The sequence below is a fragment of the Cellvibrio sp. QJXJ genome (assembly GCF_024452345.1).
GTDB lineage: Bacteria > Pseudomonadota > Gammaproteobacteria > Pseudomonadales > Cellvibrionaceae > Cellvibrio.
This window is the reverse complement of record NZ_CP101662.1, coordinates 4,697,446-4,720,807: the sequence shown is the minus strand read 5'-3', so window position 1 is coordinate 4,720,807 and position 23,362 is coordinate 4,697,446. Positions and strand designations below refer to the sequence as shown.

The 23,362-nt window shown below is 48.0% G+C and carries 21 protein-coding genes and 1 tRNA gene; 2 read left to right on the top strand and 20 right to left on the bottom strand.

What is annotated here, in order from left to right; genetic code table 11:
* Nucleotides 1–242: 242 nt before the first annotated feature.
* On the bottom strand, nucleotides 243–923 hold the full coding sequence (gene rpe, locus NNX04_RS20460; protein ID WP_151058630.1) for a ribulose-phosphate 3-epimerase: 681 nt from the start codon (nucleotides 921–923) through the stop codon (nucleotides 243–245).
* Between the two features lie 78 nt (nucleotides 924–1,001).
* Here rpe and NNX04_RS20455 point away from each other — a divergent pair, with 78 nt between their 5' ends.
* Nucleotides 1,002–2,075, top strand: a complete 1,074-nt coding sequence (locus tag NNX04_RS20455) for an alpha/beta hydrolase family protein (protein WP_261947016.1) — start codon at nucleotides 1,002–1,004, stop codon at nucleotides 2,073–2,075.
* A 322-nt stretch (nucleotides 2,076–2,397) separates the two neighbouring features.
* Here NNX04_RS20455 and NNX04_RS20450 read toward each other — a convergent pair whose 3' ends face one another.
* The 7 genes from NNX04_RS20450 to ftsH all read right to left on the bottom strand — a co-directional run bounded on the left by NNX04_RS20450 (nucleotide 2,398) and on the right by ftsH (nucleotide 8,973).
* Nucleotides 2,398–2,976, bottom strand: a complete 579-nt coding sequence (locus NNX04_RS20450) for a tRNA-uridine aminocarboxypropyltransferase (protein ID WP_410004069.1) — start codon at nucleotides 2,974–2,976, stop codon at nucleotides 2,398–2,400.
* A 246-nt stretch (nucleotides 2,977–3,222) separates the two neighbouring features.
* A tRNA-Leu gene (locus NNX04_RS20445) sits at nucleotides 3,223–3,307 on the bottom strand.
* Between the two features lie 7 nt (nucleotides 3,308–3,314).
* On the bottom strand, nucleotides 3,315–3,725 hold the full coding sequence (gene secG / locus NNX04_RS20440; RefSeq protein ID WP_151058636.1) for a preprotein translocase subunit SecG: 411 nt from the start codon (nucleotides 3,723–3,725) through the stop codon (nucleotides 3,315–3,317).
* Between the two features lie 34 nt (nucleotides 3,726–3,759).
* The gene (gene tpiA / locus NNX04_RS20435) at nucleotides 3,760–4,467 is read right to left on the bottom strand and encodes a triose-phosphate isomerase (protein ID WP_410004095.1); all 708 of its coding nucleotides are present in this window, start codon (nucleotides 4,465–4,467) and stop codon (nucleotides 3,760–3,762) included.
* Nucleotides 4,468–4,720: 253 nt separating this feature from the next.
* Nucleotides 4,721–6,058: a phosphoglucosamine mutase gene (glmM, locus tag NNX04_RS20430; protein WP_261947014.1), complete on the bottom strand. Its 1,338-nt coding sequence runs from the start codon at nucleotides 6,056–6,058 to the stop codon at nucleotides 4,721–4,723.
* 38 nt (nucleotides 6,059–6,096) lie between these two features.
* Nucleotides 6,097–6,960 carry a dihydropteroate synthase gene (gene folP, locus NNX04_RS20425; RefSeq protein WP_315973067.1) on the bottom strand — a complete coding sequence of 288 codons (864 nt, stop codon included), beginning with the start codon at nucleotides 6,958–6,960 and terminating at the stop codon, nucleotides 6,097–6,099.
* 84 nt (nucleotides 6,961–7,044) lie between these two features.
* Nucleotides 7,045–8,973, bottom strand: coding sequence for an ATP-dependent zinc metalloprotease FtsH (gene ftsH / locus NNX04_RS20420; protein WP_261947013.1), 1,929 nt, complete (start codon nucleotides 8,971–8,973; stop codon nucleotides 7,045–7,047).
* A gap of 345 nt (nucleotides 8,974–9,318) precedes the next feature.
* Between ftsH and NNX04_RS20415 the strand changes: the two genes are divergently transcribed.
* On the top strand, nucleotides 9,319–9,621 hold the full coding sequence (locus NNX04_RS20415; RefSeq protein ID WP_151058643.1) for a YhbY family RNA-binding protein: 303 nt from the start codon (nucleotides 9,319–9,321) through the stop codon (nucleotides 9,619–9,621).
* Between the two features lie 47 nt (nucleotides 9,622–9,668).
* Here NNX04_RS20415 and greA read toward each other — a convergent pair whose 3' ends face one another.
* From greA to ribH, 12 genes are all read right to left on the bottom strand, one after another.
* Nucleotides 9,669–10,148 carry a transcription elongation factor GreA gene (gene greA / locus NNX04_RS20410; RefSeq protein ID WP_007643994.1) on the bottom strand — a complete coding sequence of 160 codons (480 nt, stop codon included), beginning with the start codon at nucleotides 10,146–10,148 and terminating at the stop codon, nucleotides 9,669–9,671.
* Nucleotides 10,149–10,159: 11 nt separating this feature from the next.
* Nucleotides 10,160–13,378 carry a carbamoyl-phosphate synthase large subunit gene (carB, locus tag NNX04_RS20405; protein ID WP_007643996.1) on the bottom strand — a complete coding sequence of 1,073 codons (3,219 nt, stop codon included), beginning with the start codon at nucleotides 13,376–13,378 and terminating at the stop codon, nucleotides 10,160–10,162.
* Nucleotides 13,379–13,389: 11 nt separating this feature from the next.
* Nucleotides 13,390–14,550, bottom strand: a complete 1,161-nt coding sequence (carA, locus tag NNX04_RS20400) for a glutamine-hydrolyzing carbamoyl-phosphate synthase small subunit (RefSeq protein WP_261947012.1) — start codon at nucleotides 14,548–14,550, stop codon at nucleotides 13,390–13,392.
* Between the two features lie 440 nt (nucleotides 14,551–14,990).
* Nucleotides 14,991–17,297 carry an ankyrin repeat domain-containing protein gene (locus NNX04_RS20395; protein ID WP_261947011.1) on the bottom strand — a complete coding sequence of 769 codons (2,307 nt, stop codon included), beginning with the start codon at nucleotides 17,295–17,297 and terminating at the stop codon, nucleotides 14,991–14,993.
* A 54-nt stretch (nucleotides 17,298–17,351) separates the two neighbouring features.
* Nucleotides 17,352–18,170 carry a leucine-rich repeat domain-containing protein gene (locus NNX04_RS20390; RefSeq protein ID WP_261947010.1) on the bottom strand — a complete coding sequence of 273 codons (819 nt, stop codon included), beginning with the start codon at nucleotides 18,168–18,170 and terminating at the stop codon, nucleotides 17,352–17,354.
* Between the two features lie 97 nt (nucleotides 18,171–18,267).
* Nucleotides 18,268–19,179 carry a DUF808 domain-containing protein gene (locus NNX04_RS20385; RefSeq protein ID WP_261947009.1) on the bottom strand — a complete coding sequence of 304 codons (912 nt, stop codon included), beginning with the start codon at nucleotides 19,177–19,179 and terminating at the stop codon, nucleotides 18,268–18,270.
* Between the two features lie 68 nt (nucleotides 19,180–19,247).
* Nucleotides 19,248–20,051, bottom strand: a complete 804-nt coding sequence (gene dapB, locus NNX04_RS20380) for a 4-hydroxy-tetrahydrodipicolinate reductase (protein WP_261947008.1) — start codon at nucleotides 20,049–20,051, stop codon at nucleotides 19,248–19,250.
* Nucleotides 20,052–20,085: 34 nt separating this feature from the next.
* The gene (gene ribA, locus NNX04_RS20375; RefSeq protein WP_007644013.1) at nucleotides 20,086–20,688 is read right to left on the bottom strand and encodes a GTP cyclohydrolase II; all 603 of its coding nucleotides are present in this window, start codon (nucleotides 20,686–20,688) and stop codon (nucleotides 20,086–20,088) included.
* Nucleotides 20,685–21,185: a phosphatidylglycerophosphatase A family protein gene (locus NNX04_RS20370; RefSeq protein ID WP_007644015.1), complete on the bottom strand. Its 501-nt coding sequence runs from the start codon at nucleotides 21,183–21,185 to the stop codon at nucleotides 20,685–20,687. The genes ribA and NNX04_RS20370 overlap by 4 nt, the downstream gene beginning before the upstream one ends.
* An 11-nt stretch (nucleotides 21,186–21,196) precedes the next feature.
* Nucleotides 21,197–22,162: a thiamine-phosphate kinase gene (gene thiL / locus NNX04_RS20365; RefSeq protein ID WP_261947007.1), complete on the bottom strand. Its 966-nt coding sequence runs from the start codon at nucleotides 22,160–22,162 to the stop codon at nucleotides 21,197–21,199.
* Nucleotides 22,163–22,233: 71 nt separating this feature from the next.
* Complete coding sequence (gene nusB / locus NNX04_RS20360; RefSeq protein ID WP_261947006.1) at nucleotides 22,234–22,707, bottom strand: transcription antitermination factor NusB; 474 nt, start codon at nucleotides 22,705–22,707, stop codon at nucleotides 22,234–22,236.
* Between the two features lie 78 nt (nucleotides 22,708–22,785).
* Nucleotides 22,786–23,256, bottom strand: a complete 471-nt coding sequence (gene ribH / locus NNX04_RS20355) for a 6,7-dimethyl-8-ribityllumazine synthase (RefSeq protein WP_007644020.1) — start codon at nucleotides 23,254–23,256, stop codon at nucleotides 22,786–22,788.
* Between the last annotated feature and the right edge of the window lie 106 nt (nucleotides 23,257–23,362).

Here is a 23,362-nt window from a genome sequence, read left to right as displayed (position 1 = left end):
CTGAGCGCTTAGCTCCATTAACAGGAGCTCGTTACGCAAACAGAGAGAAGGCAGGCCGTAAATCAGCAAAAATGACATACGACTAGATGAACTAGCGGCGCCATCGGGCGGCAAGGTAGGTAGCGCACTCTGTAATGAAGAAAGTAGCGTTGTTCACGAGGATGATTCCTGTTGATCGTGAGGGCAAGTGTACTGAATTAATCTGCACGTGCCTACCCTCATTCCACGCAAGAATCTGGAAATTAAACCTGCGCTAATTGCGCGCGCATCTCGGTAATCACCGCATGGTAGTCAGGGGCGTTAAAGATCGCAGATCCAGCCACAAAAGTATCTGCACCCGCCTCCGCCACCTCACGAATATTGGTAAGTCCAACACCACCATCCACTTCTAACCGAATCGGGTACCCGCTGGCATCGATTAATGAACGCGCCGCGCGCAGCTTATCAAGCACATAGGGAATAAACTTCTGCCCGCCAAAACCGGGGTTTACCGACATCAGCAACAACATATCCAGCTTATCCATCACATAATGAAGCTGCTCAAGAGAACTGGCAGGATTAAGTACTAAACCCGCCTTGCAGCCCTTGTCTTTAATTAACTGCAATGAGCGATCCACATGGCGGGATGCTTCAGGATGAAAGGTAATATATGTCGCACCTGCATCAGCAAACTGTACGATAAGGTCATCAACAGGCTCGACCATTAAATGCACATCAATCGGCGCTGTTACACCATAGTTACGCAGTGCCTTACACACCATGGGGCCAACTGTTAAATTGGGCACATAGTGGTTATCCATCACGTCAAAATGGATAAAGTCAGCGCCTGCTTCAAGCACAGCATCAACCTCTGCCCCTAAACGCGCAAAGTCAGCCGAGAGAATTGAAGGTGCAATTTTGTAATCCCGTTTAAAGTTCTGCATAAATATCCCGATATGAATCAATAGCGGACGACATTCTAGGCGAAAAGCCTGACAACCTACAGCATGCAAGGTCAAACCATGCCATTAGCACGGAATCAAAAACCAATTAGTTTTGCCAATCACAGTGGCTGGCTGCTCATCACGCTGATATTTATGATAACGAATGTCTATAGCCAAGAACCCGAGAGCGACAAACAGCAAATCAATGAACAACAAGTCGAAGCACAGGCCAGCAACTCCTCAGTGGAAGCAGCGCCTTATGCATCGCGTGCCATACGCGACAAGACCCTCATTGCAAATGTCCTGCAAGACGAAAGCATATGGCTAGACACCGAATACGGAAAAATACTGGCATTGCATCGAATCACAGAGGCAAAGTCGACCTTTGGCGTATTGATATTGCTCCATGCAGCAGAAGATCCACAGCACTGGCCACCCGCCCTGGAAAATTTACGCGCAAACCTGCCACGCTACGGATGGGAAACATTGGCACTGGCAATGCCACCACAAACACCTATGTCAATTCCCGCAAGACCATCCTCTTCATCGTCGAGTGAGCACAACAGTGAAAATATCGACAGCACAACGAATGATAACGACAAGCCAAATCAAACAGCTGAAAACAACTCCGTATCAAGTGCATCAAGCTCCAGCTCAGCAAGTATTTCCCGCGAATTTTTGATCTCTGCCTACATAGATGCCGCCATTACGTATTTATCGCAGAAGAACCAATTCAATGTGGTTGTGCTTACTGACAACAGCAGTGCCTATTACAGCTTGGGCAAGTTACTGCCGATGATTAAGGACAACCCAAAAGATCCAAATACCATTGATGGCCCACTTCAGGCTCTCATAATTGCCAACCTGCAACAGCAGGAACCGCTAACCAAAACCGAGCTGGAAAGTATATTTAACAACGCTCAACTACCGGTAATGGATATATTTTTTGCGGCCGACTATTCAGAACAACAAACAGCACGCAATCTTCACCGGGCGGTTGCTATGCGCCAAAAACTAAACGACTACCAACAACTGAAACTTAACAATCAGCCAACCGTTACCGAAACAGATTTTCAAAGTTTTTTATTGGGGCGAGTGCGCGGCTTTATGCAGAAAAAGGCTAGTGGCGTAGAACTGAAAAAAGAAGATTGATTGGAATGACAAAGAAATACCGCGAAATAAAAAAGCGGTATCAGCATACGCCGAAACCGCCGTTCATTGCTCACTCGATAGTGAACATCCTGTCCACATCGAGTAATTCCCTCTCCCTACTCATCGAGTGAGTGCTCGCATTAGGCGCTTCCCTTGACCCTGCTTGGCCAACCTACCGTCCCTGACGACCTCCTTGTTAGATGCCATTGTCCAGCAAGCAACCATTTCAGAACAGTCGCAAAGTTCACTGTTTTTTGTAGGATATTGCCGCCAATGGTTAGCCGCCATTAGCGCTTTTTTTGCGCGATATTAGCACCATGCATTATCGGTAATTCAGCATACGCAGATGTAACTCACCGATAATCGGGGGCTGTGTCGCACGAGTTGCCAGATAATGGAGGTTAAATAACTGAAAATAATCAATTAGTGCATCTGCCACACATGGTTCGCGCGCCATTTGCAAACATAGACCCGCCGCCTCAGCAGTTGACAAATAATGCTCCTGATGTGATTTGCGCACCGCATAACCTCGCACCAGAACATCCGGCAACTGGACACAGGGCACAGCATCCAACCAACGACTGAGATGAAACATTCTGCCACTTTGCTTCCAGGTGCCATCCAACAGAATAAACGTTGTAATTTTGCCATCCTCAGGCAACGTATAAATTACCTCATGGGGCTTGGAAGCAGTAGTTGCCGCCTCCGCTGGAAATACCAAAACACAACGCCGACGCTCATCATTCAACAGCGCCAACAAGTCTTCCTCAGGCTCAGTTCTGCTCCAACAAAACACATGGGTTTGACCCGGCAAAATATCTGCAATAAGCCGCCCGGTATTAGTAGGTTTGAAAATTTCATCACTGTGCATCAGGAGCACAAACTCACAATTTGTTGACATAGTCGGGCGCCATGGACAAATACAAGCAAATTGCGCCAACTGACATGACTCACAGCGCAAAACAGATTTTCCTCTGGCGAGAAATTCACGGGTTGACCGCGCCAATCGCTGTGCACGCAAATGCAAATATTGATTCGCATATTCACTCACCATGTCATCCACTCCAACCAAGTCAAATCAAAACTCTGGCATTACCCAAAAAATAACAGACGAAAAAAAAGCGCTCAATAAGAGCGCTTTTTTGTTTGGTGCCCTGGGCCGGACTCGAACCGGCACAGCTTTCGCCACTACGACCTCAACATAGCGTGTCTACCAATTCCACCACCGGGGCAAATACGTTAATTACTCTTTTTCTCTTCAACCTGATTAGTGCTTGGAGCAGCTTCATTTTGTACTGCAGGCACATCAGAAGGAGCAGGTGCTACAGGAATCTCGCTAGCAGGAACATCAGATGCTGCAGGGATATCTTGTTGCTGTACTGTAGCCGGAACAACCAAACCTTGGGTTGCGACTTGCGACTGATTTTTTGCAATAACTGCCAAACCAAAGCTTGTGCAAAAGAAAATTGTTGCGATTATTGCTGTAGCACGCGTAAAAAAGTTACCACTACCTTCACTTCCAAAAACTGTTTGTGAAGCACCAGCACCAAATGATGCACCAGCGGCAGCCCCTTTACCTTGTTGCAACAAAATCAGACCAATGATGGCAATTGCAGCAAGTGAATGAATAATAAGTACTAATTTTTCCATTGCAAAGCTCTCTTGAGCGTTTGATGTAAAGCAACTATTCAGCAGCTTTACAGATTGCTAAAAACTCGTCGGCATCAAGTGAAGCGCCGCCAAGCAAGGCACCGTCAATATCAGCTAATGCGAATAAATCTTTTGCATTGTGCGCTTTGACGCTACCACCATACAGAATTCTTACTTCTTGGCCTATCTCACCAAGCTGCTTACGTATAAAACGATGAACCTCTTCAGCTTGACAAGGCGTAGCTGTTTTACCTGTACCTACAGCCCACACAGGCTCGTAAGCTACTACTGCATTGCAAAAAACTGACCTATCTACAAGATCAAATACAGCATTAAGCTGTCGACCTATAGTTTGAAGATACAAACCATTATCACGATCTTCAGTTGATTCGCCAACGCATAGTATTGGGATCAACCCCGCGCTTTGGCATTGAACAAATTTTTCTGCAATTTCACGATCTGACTCGCGCTGCATTCGGCGGCGCTCATTGTGACCAATTATTACAAATTTGCAATCCAAATCTGCAAGCATTAAAGCAGAAACTTCACCCGTGTATGCGCCTTTTTCATACTCGCTTACTGTTTGTGCACCGGTCATAATTTCAGAACCAGAGAGCAAATTCGCAGTGTGCGCGAGATACGGGAAAGGAGGGCAAATTACAACATCGGCACTGTGCTTACCTTGCCATTCGCTGGCAATTGCTTTCAGCAACAGTCCATTTGCATTCAAGTTACCGTTCATTTTCCAGTTGCCAACCACAAGTTGGCGGCGCTTGGCGTTACTTGCTTTAGTCAACAGCAATACCTCCCCCAAAGCGGGCGCTAATGTTAGCCAAGATGATTTCAACATACAACAAAATCTTGGCTTAACATCTGATTTTTATCTGTTTTTTTGTTTTACTGGAGGAAAAATTTTACCGCTGAATACAACTCAAGCTGACTGAGCGTATTTTGCACGCCCACAATAGAGTGCAACCTCCGCCCATCAGCAGCCATCAGTTCAATGCGGCTTCGACAGTAGCTGCCAATTCCTGCGCCAATTCTTTTACTTGTTTCTTATCTTCACCTTCCACCATTACACGCACTACCGGCTCAGTACCTGATGGACGCAACAAAACACGCCCGGTACCTGCAAGCTTGTCTTCAGTAAGTTTAACTGCGGCTAGAACGCTGGGATTGCTACTTAAGTCAACACGCTTAGTCATATGTACATTGATCATCACTTGCGGCAACTTGGTCATGGATTTTTTAATACGGTGAAGCGGCTCACCTATAGTGGTAACCGCAAGCAACACCTGAAGTGCCGCAATAATCCCATCACCGGTAGTGGTTACATTGCTACATACGATATGGCCTGAGTTCTCGCCGCCCAAGCGCCAACCGTTTTGACGCATCAATTCAATCACATAGCGATCACCCACTTTAGCGCGAGCAAATGGGACGTTCAGTTTTTTCAAGCCTAACTCAAAACCAAAATTACTCATGAGTGTGCCCACAACACCATCACAACCGCCAGCGTATTCATGCTGATAAGCTGCAATGATGTAAAGCAATTCATCACCATCAATCAATTCACCTTTGTGATCAACAAAGACCACACGATCACCATCACCATCAAAGGCGATCCCCAAATCAGCACCCAACTCAACGACTTTTTCCTGCAAGGCTTCTGGTTTGGTAGAACCGCAACTGCGGTTGATATTTGTACCATTCGGCTCAACAAATAAAGAGGTAATTCGCGCCCCCAACTCAGTGAACACATCGGGTGCAATGTTATAAGTCGCGCCATTAGCGCAATCCAAAACAATATGCATACCCTTCAGGTTAAACCCCCAAGGCATAGTACCTTTACAAAATTCGATGTAGCGCCCTGACGCATCCGCAATGCGACGCGCCTTGCCCAGTTTTTCTGCAGTCGACATTTGTCGCTCGAGCTGATCCTCGATGAGGTTTTCCAGCTCATCCGGTAATTTACTGCCATTACCGCCAAAAAATTTGATGCCATTGTCGACATAGCTATTGTGTGAGGCACTGATCACTATACCCGCCTGTGCTTTGAAGGTTCGCGTCAAATAAGCAACACCTGGGGTTGGCATTGGTCCCAACAGACCCACATCAACCCCAGCATTGATCAGGCCTGCTTGTAGTGCAGATTCAAACATATAGCCAGAAATGCGCGTGTCTTTACCGATCAAAATCATATTCTGACCATCAAAGCGATCTTTCAACACACAGCCAGCAGCCCAACCCAGCTTAAGCATAAAGTCCGGGGTTATGGGAAACTCCCCTACCAAACCACGAATACCATCAGTACCAAAATACTTACGAGACATACTTCCTTACTCCGCTAACAATGAGTTACTGCACCCAGCTATTGGTTTACAGCAGCAAGAACCTTTAAGACATCGACCGTTTCGGCGACATCATGAACCCTAATAATCGCAGCACCGCGCTCGGCGGCAAGCATTGCCAACGCAAGACTACCGGCCAATCGCTGCTCTACTGGCCGACCAAGTAACTGCGCAACCATGGACTTCCGCGACACTCCAACCAATAACGGCAATCCAAATCGCGCGAACTCTGGCAAGTGCTTTAAAAGCGCGAGATTATGCGCGAGTGTTTTGCCAAAGCCAAACCCTGGATCGAGCAGGATTTGTTCGCGAGCAATTCCAGCGGCCTGACAAACCGCAACTCGATCCTCCAAAAAGCCAAATACCTGCTCAACCACATCACTGTAATTTGGGTTTTGCTGCATTGTGTCTGGTTCACCCTGCATGTGCATCAAACAGACAGGCAACCCCGTCTCCGCAGCTGCAGCAACCGCACCCTCACGCTGGAGGGCTCGCACATCATTAATCAAACTTGCGCCGCGACTAGCAGACTCGCGAATAACCGATGCCGAGCTTGTATCAACCGACACCAGCGCGCCCAATTGCCCGACCACAGCTTCCACCACCGGAATAACGCGATCCAGCTCTTCCTGCACCGAGACAATCGGAGCGCCAGGGCGGGTTGACTCCCCACCAACATCAATTATTTGTGCCCCATCCAACAACATTTGTTCGGCACGACGCAGAGCAAGATCCAATGAGAGCCGGTGATTTTTGTAGTAGCTCCCACCATCGGAAAAAGAGTCGGGCGTGGTATTTAAAATACCCATCACCACAGGGCGGGTCAGATCTAACAAATGTTTACCGCAACACAAACTTGTGACAGAGGGGGAAATTGGTTTCATAGAAGATGATTATTGAAAGTAAGCAGTTATTCTAAAACAAGAACCCCGAGCAAGCTCGGGGTTCTTGTTTGCCACGCTAAGAGATCAATGAGTATTGGCAGGGCCACCGATAGGACCGGCCGGGTTATCGCCTGAACTCCCCTTATCCTTTTCTTTTTCGTCTTTTTCTCGTAGATGACTATTGAAATCATCGTCATTCCAATCACGTGGTGGACGCACTTTTCGGCGAGCCATCAAATCATCAACTTGATCAGCATCAATAGTTTCATACTCCATCAGTGCATCTTTCATCGCCTCAAGGATATCGCGATTATCTTCAAGAATCTTTTGCGCGCGCGCGTAACAATCCTCAATGATGCGTCGAACCTCTTCATCAATATGCTTTGAAGTATCATCAGAATATTGCTGGCTAGCCATGCCGGGGTACATACCCTCCTCTTCACCATAGTGAAGAGGACCCAATTTGGATGACAAGCCCCATTTGGTCACCATGTTGCGCGCAATCGCGGTTGCACGTTCAATGTCGTTCGACGCACCAGTAGTGATGCCATCTTCACCAAGGGTCATCAATTCGGCAATACGGCCACCAAACAAAGTACATATACTGGATTCCAGCGCACGGCGGCTCATGCTGTATTTGTCTGCTTCTGGCAGGAATTGGGTAACACCCAGAGCACGCCCACGCGGAATAATAGTAACTTTGTGGACTGGATCGTGCTCCGGAACTATGCGACCAACGATGGCATGACCAGCTTCATGATAGGCAGTGTTCTCTTTTTCCTTCTCACTCATCACCATGGTACGGCGTTCAGCCCCCATCATAATTTTGTCACGTGCCTTCTCAAAATCCTCCATGGTAACCAGACGTTTATTACCGCGAGCAGCCATCAGAGCGGCTTCGTTTACCAGGTTTGCAAGCTCTGCTCCTGAAAAGCCGGGAGTGCCACGAGCGATGATAGACGCACTGATACGCTCATCCAATGGAACCTTGCGCATGTGAACTTTCAAAATTTGCTCGCGCCCACGGATATCAGGCAGACCAACATAAACTTGACGATCGAAGCGACCTGGACGCAACAACGCTTTATCGAGCACGTCAGCACGGTTGGTTGCAGCGATAATAATTACGCCATCGTTGCCCTCAAAGCCGTCCATCTCTACCAGTAATTGGTTCAAGGTTTGTTCACGCTCATCGTGACCACCGCCGTGACCACCGCCACGATGGCGACCAACCGCATCAATTTCATCGATAAAAATAATACATGGCGCCTGCTTCTTGGCCTGCTCGAACATGTCGCGCACACGGCTTGCGCCGACACCCACAAACATCTCCACAAAGTCAGAACCGGAGATTGAAAAGAAAGGCACTTTGGCTTCGCCCGCAATTGCTTTAGCCAGTAGGGTTTTACCGGTACCGGGTGGGCCAACCATCAGCACACCACGTGGAATTTGGCCCCCTAACCGCTGGAACTTAGAAGGGTCACGCAGGTACTGCACTAGCTCCTGCACTTCTTCTTTAGCCTCATCCACACCGGCAACATCAGCAAAGGTAGTTTTAATTTGGTCTTCACCGAGCAAGCGCGCCTTGCTTTTGCCAAAACTCATAGGGCCGCCCTTACCGCCAGCACCGCCTTGCATCTGGCGCATAAAAAACCAGAAAACCGCGATAATAATAAGTATAGGGAAGCTTGCCACCAACAATTGATTCAAGAGACTCGGTTGCTCAACCTCGCGCCCTTTAATAGTAACGTTGTGGTTATACAGATCATCAATAAGCTTGGGATCCTGCACCTGAGGACGTATCGTTTTAAATGTCGTGCTATCTCTATTTATCCCTTCGATAACCAGACCATCTATAGTTACCTCTTTTACCCGATCTTCGCGTACGCTGGCGATAAAATCTGAGTAATTCAACGTGTTACTCGCTGACTGCTTATTGAAGCCCTCAAATACACTAAACAGGACTACGGCGATTACCAGCCAGAGCACGAGATTCTTGGTTATATCGTTCAAGGAAAAATCCTCACAGTTACATCATTTTGGTGAAAGCATCAAACCCCAGCATAGCTCCACAACTTGCGAAACCCCAATGGAATTAGCTAATTCTTACACATCTGCGACATGAAATCGCCGATTTTTCCAAGAATACTCTTGGATATATACCTCCAATTCTATTTCATGAAGGCTTTGATATTGAGTGAATGATTGGGGCCCTAGGAGACGAAAACAAGGTCAAAATAAAATTATCCCAGTGAAAGCACCCACTTTCACCAAAACAGTTCCCCCTAAAAACAAGCCTTGCCCAATGGAATGAAGTAGAATACGCGCCATTATTTCATTATTAATTCAGGTACATTTATGCCGATCAGCCCAGAGCGCAAAAAACAGTTTCGCACCATTGGCCACAAACTAAACCCTATAGTCACCATCGCCGGCAATGGCCTGAGTGATGGCGTAGTAGCAGAGCTTAATCGTGCACTGGATGATCACGAACTGATTAAAGTGAAACTGGCGTTGGCTGAACGCGAAGAGCGCAAGGAAGTAGTCACCAAACTCTTAAACCTGCCTAATGTTGAGCTGATTCAGGAGATTGGCAAAGTAGTTTTACTTTATCGCCACAATAAAAAAGCCAACCCCAAATTATCCAATCTACATCGTTAATAAAAAACCGCCCAACGGCGGTTTTTTTATGACCTGAATTCAACAGCCTAGATGTGCTCAACCTTGTCAATTTCGTAGTCGACATCACCACCTGGTGTTTTTACTACCACCACATCTCCCTCCTCTTTACCTATCAGCGCGCGCGCAATAGGTGAGTTAACGGAAATTTTGTTGGATTTAACATCCGCCTCGTCGTCACCCACAATCTGGTAGGTCATAGACTGCTCAGTATCCAGATTGATCATAGTGACAGTAGTGCCAAACAATACTTTGCCGCTGTGGGGGATTTTAGTTACATCAATAATTTGGGCATTGGAAAGCTTGCCTTCAATTTCATTAATACGCCCCTCACAGAAGCTCTGCTGCTCGCGCGCGGCAGAGTATTCGGCATTTTCTTTTAAATCGCCGTGGGCACGAGCCTCGGCAATGGCGTTAACTATGCGCGGGCGCTGAACTTTTTTCAGGTCTTCCAGCTCAAGGCGCAGTTTTTCTGCGCCCTGTTCTGTCATCGGAAATTTAGTGCTCATGCCTAATCCTTTTAAACGATTCGACTGTGCAAGTCTTGTAGACGGCGCACTTCGATCTCTTTAACTTCTTTAAGTGCCATACACACCGCCAAACCAGCTGCCAGGGTAGTGTTGTAGTACACACGATGGTTTTCTGCGCTGCGGCGAATCGATGATGAATCACGGGTAGCTTGACGCCCTTCAACCGTGTTGATGATCAAATCAATTTCATCGTTTTTGATCATATCAACAATGTGTGGGCGCCCCTCCTGTACTTTATTAACAACCTGTACAGTCAAGCCAGCTTGCTCCAACACAGTGGCAGTACCGCGTGTTGCCACGAGTTTAAAGCCGAGCTCAGCCAGATCCTGGCCAACACTGACAATGCCAGCTTTATCCATGTCGCGCACGCTAATAAATGCAGTACCCGAAGTGGGAATGCGGTTGTTGGCGCCCAATTGCGATTTACCATAGGCTTCACCGAAACTGTTACCTACACCCATCACTTCACCGGTGGACTTCATTTCTGGCCCGAGAATAGGGTCGACCGCCGGGAACTTGTTAAAGGGGAATACCGCCTCTTTAACACTGAAATAGTCAGGAATAATCTCTTTGGTGAACCCCTGCTCGGCCAACGACGTGCCCGCTTGACAGCGCGCAGCCACTTTTGCCAGTGACACCCCAATACACTTGGATACAAAGGGCACAGTGCGCGAGGCGCGAGGATTCACCTCAATCACGTAAATCTTGCCGTCTTGATAGGCCAACTGGGTATTCATCAGGCCGATTACGCCCAACTCAATCGCCATTTGTTTTACTTGTTCACGCATAGCGTCCTGCACATCAGCAGGCAGTGAGTAAGGTGGCAATGAACAGGCTGAGTCACCTGAGTGGACACCGCATTGCTCGATATGTTGCATGATGCCGCCAATGACCACCTGTTTACCGTCAGATACCGAATCTATATCCACTTCGATGGCATTATTCAGGAAGTGATCGAGCAACACCGGTGCATCTTCTGACACTTGTACCGCAGTGCGCATATAGGTGCGTAACTCATCTTCTTTGTAGACAATTTCCATCGCGCGGCCGCCCAATACATAGGACGGACGAACTACCAGTGGATAGCCAACTTTATCAGCAGCAAGTAAAGCTTCTTCCAGCGAACGAACAATCGCATTTGGCGGCTGCAACAGACCCAACTTGTGGATCATTTGTTGGAAGCGCTCGCGGTCTTCCGCTTTATCGATAGCATCCGGGCTGGTACCGATAATGGGTACGCCTTCCGCTTCCAGTGCGCGCGCCAATTTCAGCGGAGTTTGACCACCGAATTGCACAATCACACCAACCGGTTTTTCTTTGTGGACGATTTCCAATACGTCTTCCAAGGTCACCGGCTCAAAGAACAAACGGTCAGATGTGTCGTAATCGGTCGATACGGTTTCAGGGTTACAGTTAACCATAATGGTTTCGTAACCGTCTTCGCGCATCGCCAGTGCCGCGTGTACGCAGCAGTAATCAAACTCGATACCCTGACCGATACGGTTAGGACCGCCGCCAATAACCAAAATCTTTTTCTTATCGCTCGGATTCGCTTCGCACTCTTCTTCATAGGTAGAGTACATGTAAGCAGTAGAGGTAGAAAATTCAGCCGCGCAAGTATCAACACGCTTGTATGCCGGGCGAATATTCAAACCTTGACGGTAGTGACGCACCGCCTTTTCGCTAGCCCCCAGGAGCAGCGCCAAACGTTTGTCTGAGAAGCCTTTACGCTTGAGCTTGAACAGCTGATCTGCATCCAAATCATTCAGTGACTTACCGCGCAGTGACTGCTCTATATCGATGAGTTCTTTGACTTGTACGAGGAACCAGGGATCAATTTTTGACAGGTTGAAAGCATCGTTAACGCTCATACCCATACGGAAAGCATCACCCACATACCAGATACGCTCGGCACCAGCAGTGGTCAATTCGCGGCGAACTTTGGCAGCGCCCTCTTCGGTGGTGTAATCCACTTTAGATTCAAAACCGGCCGAACCAACCTCCAAACCGCGCAGGGCTTTTTGCAGCGATTCCTGGAAAGTGCGGCCAATCGCCATCACTTCGCCCACTGATTTCATCTGGGTAGTCAGGCGTGCATCCGCCTCACCGAATTTTTCAAAGGTAAAGCGCGGCACTTTAGTAACAACATAATCGATTGATGGTTCAAATGAAGCAGGAGTTGCACCACCGGTAATTTCGTTTTGCAATTCGTCAAGGGTATAACCAATCGCCAACTTGGCAGCAATTTTTGCAATCGGGAAACCCGTCGCCTTAGATGCGAGTGCAGATGAACGCGATACCCGCGGGTTCATCTCGATCACTACCATGCGGCCATCAACCGGATTCACCGCAAATTGCACGTTGGAACCGCCCGTTTCCACGCCGATTTCACGCAATACCGCAATCGATGCGTTGCGCATGATTTGGTATTCCTTGTCGGTAAGGGTTTGCGCCGGTGCAACAGTAATCGAGTCGCCGGTGTGCACGCCCATCGGATCAAAGTTTTCAATCGAGCAGACGATGATGCAGTTGTCGTTTTTGTCACGCACCACTTCCATCTCGTACTCTTTCCAACCGAGCAGCGATTCGTCGATCAACAATTCATTGGTCGGTGACAAATCCAAACCGCGCGTACAAATTTCCTCAAACTCGTCCCAGTTGTACGCGATACCGCCACCTGAACCACCCATGGTAAATGACGGGCGAATGATGCATGGGAAACCGAATTCTTTCGGTGCTTCTTTGGCTTCTTCCAAGGTATGAACGATTTTCGCGCGGGCGCATGAAAGGCCAATGCGCTTCATGGCTTGGTCGAACAAGTTGCGGTCTTCTGCCATATTGATGGCTTCTTCTTTCGCGCCAATCAACTCAACATTGTACTTTTCCAACACGCCGTGTTTAGCAAGCGCCAACGCACAGTTGAGCGCCGTTTGGCCGCCCATGGTGGGCAGGATTACATCGGGGCGTTCTTTTTCAATAATTTTTTCTACGGTTTGCCATTCAATCGGCTCGATGTAGGTTGCATCCGCCATCGCCGGGTCGGTCATGATGGTGGCTGGATTGGAGTTCACCAAAATAACGCGGTAACCCTCTTCACGCAGGGCTTTACAGGCTTGCGCGCCTGAGTAGTCAAATTCACACGCCTGGCCGATTACGATCGGGCCAGCGCCGAGAATCAATACACTGTTTATGTCTGTACGTTTTGGCATGTCTGCTCCGATTAGGACGCCTTGCGCGCTTGCATCAATTCAATAAAGTGGTCGAATAAGGTATCGGCATCGTGTGGGCCGGGGCTGGCTTCAGGGTGACCCTGGAAGCTGAACGCGGCCTTATCGGTGCGATGAATACCTTGCAAGGAACCATCGAACAAGGATTTATGAGTCGCCTTGAGGTTGACGGGCAAGCTGGATTCTTCTACCGCAAAACCGTGGTTTTGCGCGGTGATCATCACGCGTTTGGATTCAAGATCCTGTACCGGATGGTTGCCGCCGTGATGGCCAAATTTCATCTTGATGGTTTTGGCACCCGAGGCCAGCGCCAATAATTGGTGGCCAAGGCAAATACCAAACACCGGTGTATCAGTTTCCAAAATAGCTTTAATCGCTTCGATAGCGTAAGTACATGGCTCAGGGTCGCCAGGGCCATTGGAGAGGAAAACACCATCCGGATTCATTGCCAGTACTTCAGCAGCAGTGGTTTTGGCGGGAACAACAATCAGTTCACAATCGCGATCAGCAAGCATGCGCAGGATATTGCGCTTAACTCCGTAATCGTAAGCGACTACTTTGAATTTTTTCGCGCCGGTCAAGGTTTTGTGGCCTTCACCTAAGGTCCAGCTACTTTCATTCCAGGTATATGACTCGCTGACGGTTACTTCTTTAGCAAGATCCAGCCCTTTCAAACCGCCGAAAGCTTTGGCAGCAGCCAGCGCTTTGGCTTCATCAATATCATCTCCCGCAATCAGGCAGCCGTTCTGGGCGCCTTTGTCGCGCAAGATACGGGTCAAGCGACGGGTATCGATATCAGCGATGCCGATCACATTGCGCGCTTTGAGATAATCGGAAAGACTTTCCTGATTGCGGAAGCTGCTGGCTAACAAGGGCAAATCGCGAATCACCAGGCCAGTAGCCCAAATGCGCTCGCATTCTTCATCTTCGCTGTTGGTGCCGGTATTGCCAATGTGGGGATAAGTGAGGGTAACAATTTGCTGGGCATAGGATGGATCGGTAAGGATTTCCTGATAGCCGGTGATCGCGGTATTAAACACCACTTCGCCCACCGATAAACCGTCAGCACCAATTGCGATACCACGAAAAACACTACCGTCGGCAAGGACCAAAATGGCCTTCTTCGGGGCAGGAAGGGATTCCTGAGTAGTCAAAACAACCTCCTGAGCTGGTTGGGTTTTGGCTTGGAGAACACCAGCAGTCACTAACCCTGCGGGATACCCTTAAAGCAAGCTAATAAATCGATGTAGGTTCGTCATCCAAATCACACAGACGTTCAGTTTCTTCAGGCTCAAAAAGTCAGTCGCATTGACACTTGTGAAGTGAGCATCGCGATAAGTCATTGAGTTAAAAGGCAAAATTAATCTGACTGTAAAACGTTTGGTTGTAAAAAAGCGAGATGAAACTCTAATCTCATCTCGCTTTTTTATGTTCTTGTGCGAACCGTTTTGTATTCTTTTGTTGCCCTACATCTGGTCGGGCACAATCTGGCTGCGAATTCTACGGGACTCGCCAGCGGCTGTCCACGGGAATCTGCCTTGATTCGGGCGAAGTCACCTCCCCCCCCTTTTTTGCAGAACCCTCATCATGTCCGTTAATTAACCTCACTTAAATAATTATTACTGAGCACCTCCCTAACTCGAGGCTCATAGGAGCAACGCTCGGCATAGTCCATCACAGTAATATTTTCTGTGGCGCTTAGCTGTAAGGACGGATTTGCCCCCAAACTCAACAACAAGGCCACCATATCAGCATTGCAATTATCAATTGCCTTCACCAACGGCTGGGCAACACCGGCATTGACCTCCGTAACCGGCAAGCCCTGTCGGGATAAAAACTTCACCATAGTTAAATCATTTTCATAAATAGCATCATTAATAAGGCTTCTCTTACTCTGACGGAGTGCAACATCGGCGCTCATCAGGTCTGCACCACCCGCGAGCAGATATTGCACCAAGGCTAATTTTTTATTCGTTACCGCTTTGCGAACTAGTGAGTTATCGTGATGTTTTATCTGCGGGTCCATGCCGCTTTCTAACAGATACTGCAACAAAGAGGGACTTTCATAGAGCACAGCATCCTCTAATAATTTTTGATAGATGCGTAAATTTTCGGCTGAAAAACCGGTGGCGCGCTTACTGACAATATTGATAGGCACCCAAGCCGCAAATTGTTTTTTAAGGGAACTCTTTTGATAGTGGTTGTCGTAATCACAATCCGTCTTACTAGCCGATGAATAATTCCTGCTAATAGCGCCATTGTGGGCAGGACGGCCATTTATATAAAGCTTGGCCTGAACCTCCCAAATGGGATCCCGCCCAAGATCAAGACTATCGACATAACTTTTAAGTTGATACTCGCTATTGGTGACCAGATACTCCTCTGTTTTTACCAGACGCCAAGTATCCTTGTAACTTTGCCTGACAGACCATTCCAGCTTTACTTTCTTTACTGGAATATCCACCAGTGTGGCCAACAACCACATTCGCTGCCCCGGCTGGATATAACATTGGGTAGGCGTATCTCCCTGCAACTCCGATGCAATCACCATCCGATAAACGCTCCAGGATGGAGAAAACCGCTCCATCGCCTTCTCTAACAACAAGACCGCACCGGAGTACCCCGACTCCTGCGCTATATCCACAGCCTGGCGCCCAGCATAATCAACATGATAAGGATCTTGATAAGGCAGCGATTCGGATTCTTCTACCATAGCATCCAAACCGACAAGACCAATGATCGCAAACTCATCACCGGATGCAGCAGCGCGCATCAATGAGGTTTCGCCCAAACGATTACGCCCACCAAGGTAAGCGTAATTACCGCTGGATAAAATGTTCGCAAAACTGATGTCGCTCCATCCGGCACGCTCAACCGAATTGCCGGAGATCATGTGCTCCAGAAGCATTTCAACCAACATTCTATTTTTTGCAGCCAGCGCCAAATCCAGGGGCGAGCGATTCTCCGCATCGCGGATAAATGGATTGGCGCCAATTGCCAGCAAACTCTTGATGGTGTTTTGGCTATTGTTTTTAATTGCCTCCAATAGCACCGTATCACCACCCGCTGTTTTGCGATTGATATTCACATCAGAATAATTAAGCACAACCCCACCTTTTGCAGAGGGCAGTGGGAGAGCTTTATCGCGTTCAACATACCGGCTAAAAACATCGCGCGTTAACTCATTGCGCAGCTGATTTTCAATATCAATATAGATTTTTGGATTTAACCGTTTTTCATCAAAACGATAAACCAAGGCGGTATTGTTAACCTCTTGCGAATACTGGAATGCACTTGATACATCACCGAGGGTTTTATTGTAATAATCAAAATAACTCGCAGATTGATCGAGGTGGATTGCATGTGCATCAGCAGAAAAATGAATCTTGTCCGCATGAACCATACATTGGCCGGACCAAATTTCAACAGTTAATGGCAGGGTTTTATGCAGCTGCGCATCCGGTTTGGTTAACCCATTAATGGCTGACCAAACCCGCCAACGCATCCCCTTCACATCAACCTGTTCACGGTAAAATTCCGCCCCACCCTTGCTCCACCTGAATTCTACCGATGGAGTTTTAATACCAATCAATTCGGAAAAATACACCAGGGAATCACGCTCAGGCTCTACTGCATCCAACAAAAATTCCGGCAGGCGCGCTTTAATACCTGATGTAAAAGTCGCATTCAAGGCAAATCCAGCCTTGGTGCAGGGATTGGTTTCAACCACTATGGAAGATACGGATGAGGATGATGCAGCTGCAACAACTTGCACTGGTGCTGGAGCAGGATTTAAAAACTTAAGCAGTCCGATGCCTTCATGGTTCATCCGGTAATTTACATCGGCTAACTGGAACAGGCCAAATGCGATAAAGGCAGTTACTAATATTTTTTTTATCATCGAAACTCCATATTCTATCAACTGATCAAATACATTAAAGGGCGAGGGGAAAACTTACTGATATTTCTGTTTATACTTTTCCTTCATTTGCTGCAACTCATACTCCAACAACAAGCTTTCATCTTCTGGTGTTAAGGTATCCCCCGCGTTTTTGAGTGCAATGACGCGTCCTATGTCCGAACTGTATTCGCCTTTACATTCCTGGTTATGATTAGTGTGTCGGGCAATAAATGTGGCTTCATTTAAAAACACCTCCAGGTCAGCACAATAAATTTGTGTTGTATCCGGCATATCCACAGCCTTCAAAGTGGCAATAGACAACAGCGGTTTAATGCTGTTCGGTTGATTTCCGGAAAGACGAATTTCTTTTAAGTTGGGAAGTGTGGCGAGCGCCTCAAGGCTGGTAACCGCATTGTTGGAAAGATCTAGGTTTTCAAGTTCACGCAACTGCGCCAATACATTGAGATTGACTATCGCGTTATCGCGCAGGTCAATGGAAGAAAGCTGCTTTAATGTTTCAATACCATCAAGACTGGCAATGCCTTTATTGGCACACCCCAGCCATTGGAGCTCAACGACAGAATCTATACCGCCTGAACTGGAGGGAGGAATTTTAGCCTGCTCAAGTGCCAGCTCACTGATACAGTTAAACAGTGCAGGATCAGTGAGCTGAAGTTTTTTTAACGAAAGAGTGACCAGCTGGACTCTATTTTCAACTTGCTCATCCAGCGCCGAATAATGCGCTTGCTCTTTGCGCTCAGCAAGCCAGAACATAAAGTTCATTCCCAGCACCGGCAACAAGAAAACACTGATCACAATAATAAGAATAACGGCAGAGAAGGTTTTAGAAATTTTAATCTCATTTAGCTTCATTGACGAAATCCATTTAGCCATATTCTTGGAGCCCCGCCACAGGAGTAGAAATTAATAGCTAGTCACAATATGCATTAAAGATATTAATGTAAAAATGTTAATTTTTCTTTTTAACAATCCATAACACGGCATTGACAACAACAAGCACCAGCGCACCAATCACCACCCCGGCAACACCATTCAATAGCGATGAAGTGAACCATCCCACTGGTTCAGTCGCAGTGGCTGCATGCTCAATCCAATGATGAATCACGGGAATACTGTGCGTCACGATCCCACCACCCACCATAAACATGGCGGCAGTGCCCAGTACGGATAAGAGTTTCATCAGGCGCGGTGCGGCGGCTAATAAAAAGTTACCGCAAACCTGTGCGACAGGATTCGACTTTTTACACAGGTGCATACCTATATCGTCCAGCTTCACAATCAACGCAACAAATCCGTAGACACCCACCGTCATCAATACTGCGATACTGACGACTACGGCAGCTTGTTTGGCAAATGTCGCCGCGGCCACCGACCCCAGGGCGATAACAATAATTTCAGCGGAGAGGATAAAATCCGTACGCACAGCGCCTTTGATTTTGTCTTTTTCGAAGGCAACCATATCCACTTCAGGGTTGGCAACCGCTTCGATTAACTCGCGGTGATGCTGGGCTTCTTCTTGCTGAGAATGAAAATACTTGTGTGCGAGCTTTTCACATCCTTCAAAACACAAATAAGCACCGCCAATCATTAACAGCGGGACGATCAACCAAGGGACAAATGCGCTAATGAATAACGCGGCAGGCACCAGAATCGCTTTATTGAGTGCCGAGCCTTTGGCGACTGCCCATACAACAGGTAACTCACGCTCAGCGCGCACACCGGACACTTGCTGCGCATTGAGCGCCAGATCATCGCCTAACACCCCAGCGGTTTTTTTCGCGGCGACTTTGGTCATTACCGCCACGTCATCAAGTACAGTGGCGATATCATCGAGCAACATTAATAAACTGGAACCGGCCATTCTTTAATTCCCTGTGCGATGTTTTACAAAATGGATTTAAGACTTTACCGCGCGACCGATCATAAAAACTATCGCAGGCCCAATACATCCTGCATATCAAACAAACCGGATTGTTGTTGCTGCAACCAAACGGCGGCACGCACCGCACCATTGGCAAAAGCTAAACGGCTGGAAGCTTTGTGGGTAATTTCTACGCGCTCGCCATCGGCCATAAACATCACCGTGTGATCGCCCACCACATCGCCGCCGCGCACTGTGGCAAAACCTATAGTGTCGCGCGGGCGCGGACCAATTTGACCTTCGCGACCATAGACTGCGACCTTATCCAGATCACGCTCCAATGCATTGGCCAGCACTTCCCCCATACGCATGGCGGTACCTGAAGGTGAATCCACTTTATGGCGGTGATGCGCTTCGTAGACTTCCACATCGTATTCATCGCCCAGCACCCGTGCCGCCAAATCGAGCAATTTAAAACACAGGTTTACACCGGTGGAAAAATTGGCCGAGAGCAGCAAAGGAATTTGTGTTTGATAAGAAAGCAGCTCGGCTTTTTCTGCGGCACTAAAACCAGTGGTGCCAATAACAATTGGTTTGTTGTGCGCAGCGCAAATTTTTACATTATCGAGTGTTGCGAGCGGCGAACTAAAATCAATTAATACATCAAACTGGTCGACCACAGCGGCAATATTATCCACTAAGGTTACGCCCAACTTTCCAACATTGCCCAGCTCACCGGCGTCTACACCAATCAGTGAGCTGCCCGCACGCACAGTTGCGGCGCCCAGAGTGGTTTGCGGATTTTTTTGGGTGGCTTCAATCAGCGCCTTCCCCATACGGCCAGCGGCACCGGCGATTGCAATTCGTGTCATTGCGTTACTCTCAGTAAAAAAGTGATTTCAAAAATTATTCGTCGTCGGCAGCATTAAATAAATGCCCGAGCTTACCTTTTTTGGTTTCAAGGTATTTAGCGTTATGGGGATTGCGCCCGGTTTGATGGGGCAAACGCTCTACAATATTCACACCCATTTCCTGCAGGGCTTTTACCTTGCGCGGATTATTGGTGAGCAATTTGAGTGATTTAATCTGCAGGTGTTCAATCATCGGTTTGAGAATAGAGTAGTCGCGCATGTCAGCGCCAAAACCTAATTGCTCATTGGCTTCAACTGTGTCCGCGCCCTGATCCTGCAAATGGTAGGCACGGATTTTATTGAGCAAACCAATACCGCGCCCCTCCTGACGTAGATAAAAAATCACCCCGCGCCCTGCTAGAGCAATTTTGTGCATGGCCGCCTGTAATTGCGGACCGCAGTCGCAGCGCATGCTAAACAGTGCATCGCCGGTTAAACATTCGGAATGAACGCGCGCCAGCACAGGTTCGTCGCTGCTAACATCACCCATGGTGAGCACCACATGCTCTTTATCATTTTCGGCATCACAAAAACCGTGCATCACAAAAATGCCCCAGGGGGTTGGCAACTTGGATGATTCCACAAAACGAACAGTCACAGAAACCTCACAGAATAGGCGATGAGTTGCAGCACAAGCAGTGCGTAAATTCCGGCCAATACATCATCGATCATAATGCCGAAACCACCGTGAACTTTTTTATCCAGCCAATTAATTGGCCAGGGTTTGATAATGTCAAAAAAACGAAACAGTACAAATCCAATGACTATCCAGATCCAACCGGCGGGCGCCATAAACATGGTGATCCAGAAACCGACAAATTCATCCCACACTATACCGCCGTGATCGTGTACGCCGAGCGCTTTGGATGAACGATCACACCACAGAACCCCTAATGCAAAAGTCACCAACAGCCAACTCAAATAAATCGGCCAGGATAAATCTTGCAGCAATATAAAAAATGGAATCGCTGCCATAGTGCCAACCGTGCCCGGCGCCTTAGGTGCCAAGCCACTGCCAAAACCGAAAGCAAATAAATGATTCGGGTTTTCCAGCAATTGTTTGAAGCTGGGTGTATGAAGCGCTGCTTTCGCCATAAAAAATCTAATTAAAAGTGTTGGTATCCGGTGCGAGCCATCGTGTAGGGCTCGCCATTTAATTCACACACAACCTTGCCGCCTGCAATCATTTCACCAATGACTGTCGCGTGTAATTTGCCCTGCGCAATTAACATAGCAAGTTCAGGCATATTTTCAGGGGCGATACTAAAACACAGCTCGTAGTCATCACCACCGCTAAGCGCCCATTGGCGTGCTTGTGTCACATCATTCAAGGATTGCAGCGCGGGTGATAGTGGTAAATCCTCCACATAAATCACCGCACCCAAATCGCTGGCATCACAAATATGCTGCAAGTCAGCCACCAAGCCATCGGAAATATCCAGGGCGCTGCTGGCGATTGCACGAATCAATGTCGATTCTGATAAGCGCGGTGTCGGGCGATAAAAACGCTGCTGCAAATACGCTGCGTGCTCAACGTTAAATTTATGGGTGTTTTGGATTGCGGCCAACGCGGCAGCGCCATCACCCACAAAGTTGGTCACTACAATAAAATCGCCGATATTCGCACCATCGCGCCGCAGGGTCTGTTGCGGTTGGGTTGCGCCCATCACTTGAATCGTAATCGACAGCGGGCCAGAGGTTGTATCGCCACCAACCAAGGCAATGCCAAATTCGCGCGCGCACGCGAATAAGCCACGACTAAAACGACGCAGCCAGTCTTCGTTTGCTGCAGGTAGTGTCAGTGCGAGGGTAAACCACAGCGGGTCAGCGCCCATGGCGGCGAGGTCACTTAAATTGGTTCTTAAAGCGCGCTCGGCGATTAACCCGGGATCTGCATCCGCCGGGAAATGTACATCAGCGACCAGTGTATCCACTGATACCGCCAATTGTTTTCCCGAGGGAACTTGCAGCAGTGCGCAATCATCGCCAATCCCCAGCAATACCCCTTCGGCAGGCTGTTCAGCTTGCTCGCGCTGGAAAAACTGCTGGATTAACTGAAATTCACTGGGCACTGTTTTACGCCGGAAATGAATAAGACGGGGAGAAAAAGGTGAGCACTGCCCACCTTGGAAATGAATACAAACTAGCGACTGTTGCGCTCAGCGTTAACTTCTAACGCCCGCACCACCGCAGCGGTTTTATCCAACACACCATTGATAAATTTGTGGCTGTCTTCCGCGCCGAATTTTTTAGCCAGGGCTACTGCCTCATTAATCACGACTTTGTAGGGCACATCGATGCGGAATTTAAATTCGTAGGTTGCCATACGCAGCAGTGCGCGGGTAATTGCATCCAGTTCCGCCAGTGAACGGTCAACCAAAAAGGGCGTAAACAGCGCTTCAAGCTCACTGAGATGTTCAGGCACGGCATGCAAAATTTCGTGGAAGTAATCCACATCCACTTTGCTCATATCGTTGTCGGTGCGAAATTCCGCTTCAATGGCATTGATGCTGGAACCTGCCATCTGCCATTGGTAAAGCGCCTGCATAGCGTAGTGGCGCGCCATACGGCGAGTAGCAGCGGTGTGGCCTTTTTGCTGGCCGGAAGAAGTGCTCATGAACAATTACCTGATAAAGAACTTGAATGCAGAATTTGAATAACCGGTGCGATGGTTAAAAATTAAATCTTGCCGAGCTTAAATTTTTCCAAACAGGGAAACCATTTCCAATGCAGTGGATGCCGCCTCTACACCTTTGTTACCTGCTTTAGTGCCAGAGCGTTCAATGGCCTGCTCGATGGAGTCTACCGTCAACACACCAAAGGTCACCGGTACGCCGTATTGCAGTGACACCTGTGCCAAACCTTTGGTGCATTCACCGGCAACATAATCAAAGTGCGGAGTACCGCCGCGAATTACCGCACCCAAGGCGATGATTGCGTCGAACTCATTTTTGGCGGCGATTTTCTGTGCCGTCAGCGGGAATTCAAATGCACCCGGAGCGTAATAAATAGTGACGTTTTCATCTTTGATGCCGTGACGACGCAGGGTATCCAGCGCGCCATCCTTCAAACTTTCCACGACAAAACTATTCCAACGGCTAACGATTAATGCATATTTGCCAGCAGATGCAGAAAAATCACCTTCAACAACTTTGATATTGCTCATACTCTTTTCTCTTTAAATTTTCCAATTTTTAAATTCGTTTACCTCCTCCCAGCCTCCCCCCTTTTAAAGGGAGGTTTGGGAAGAGGTTACTCGCCTTCAGGGCAAA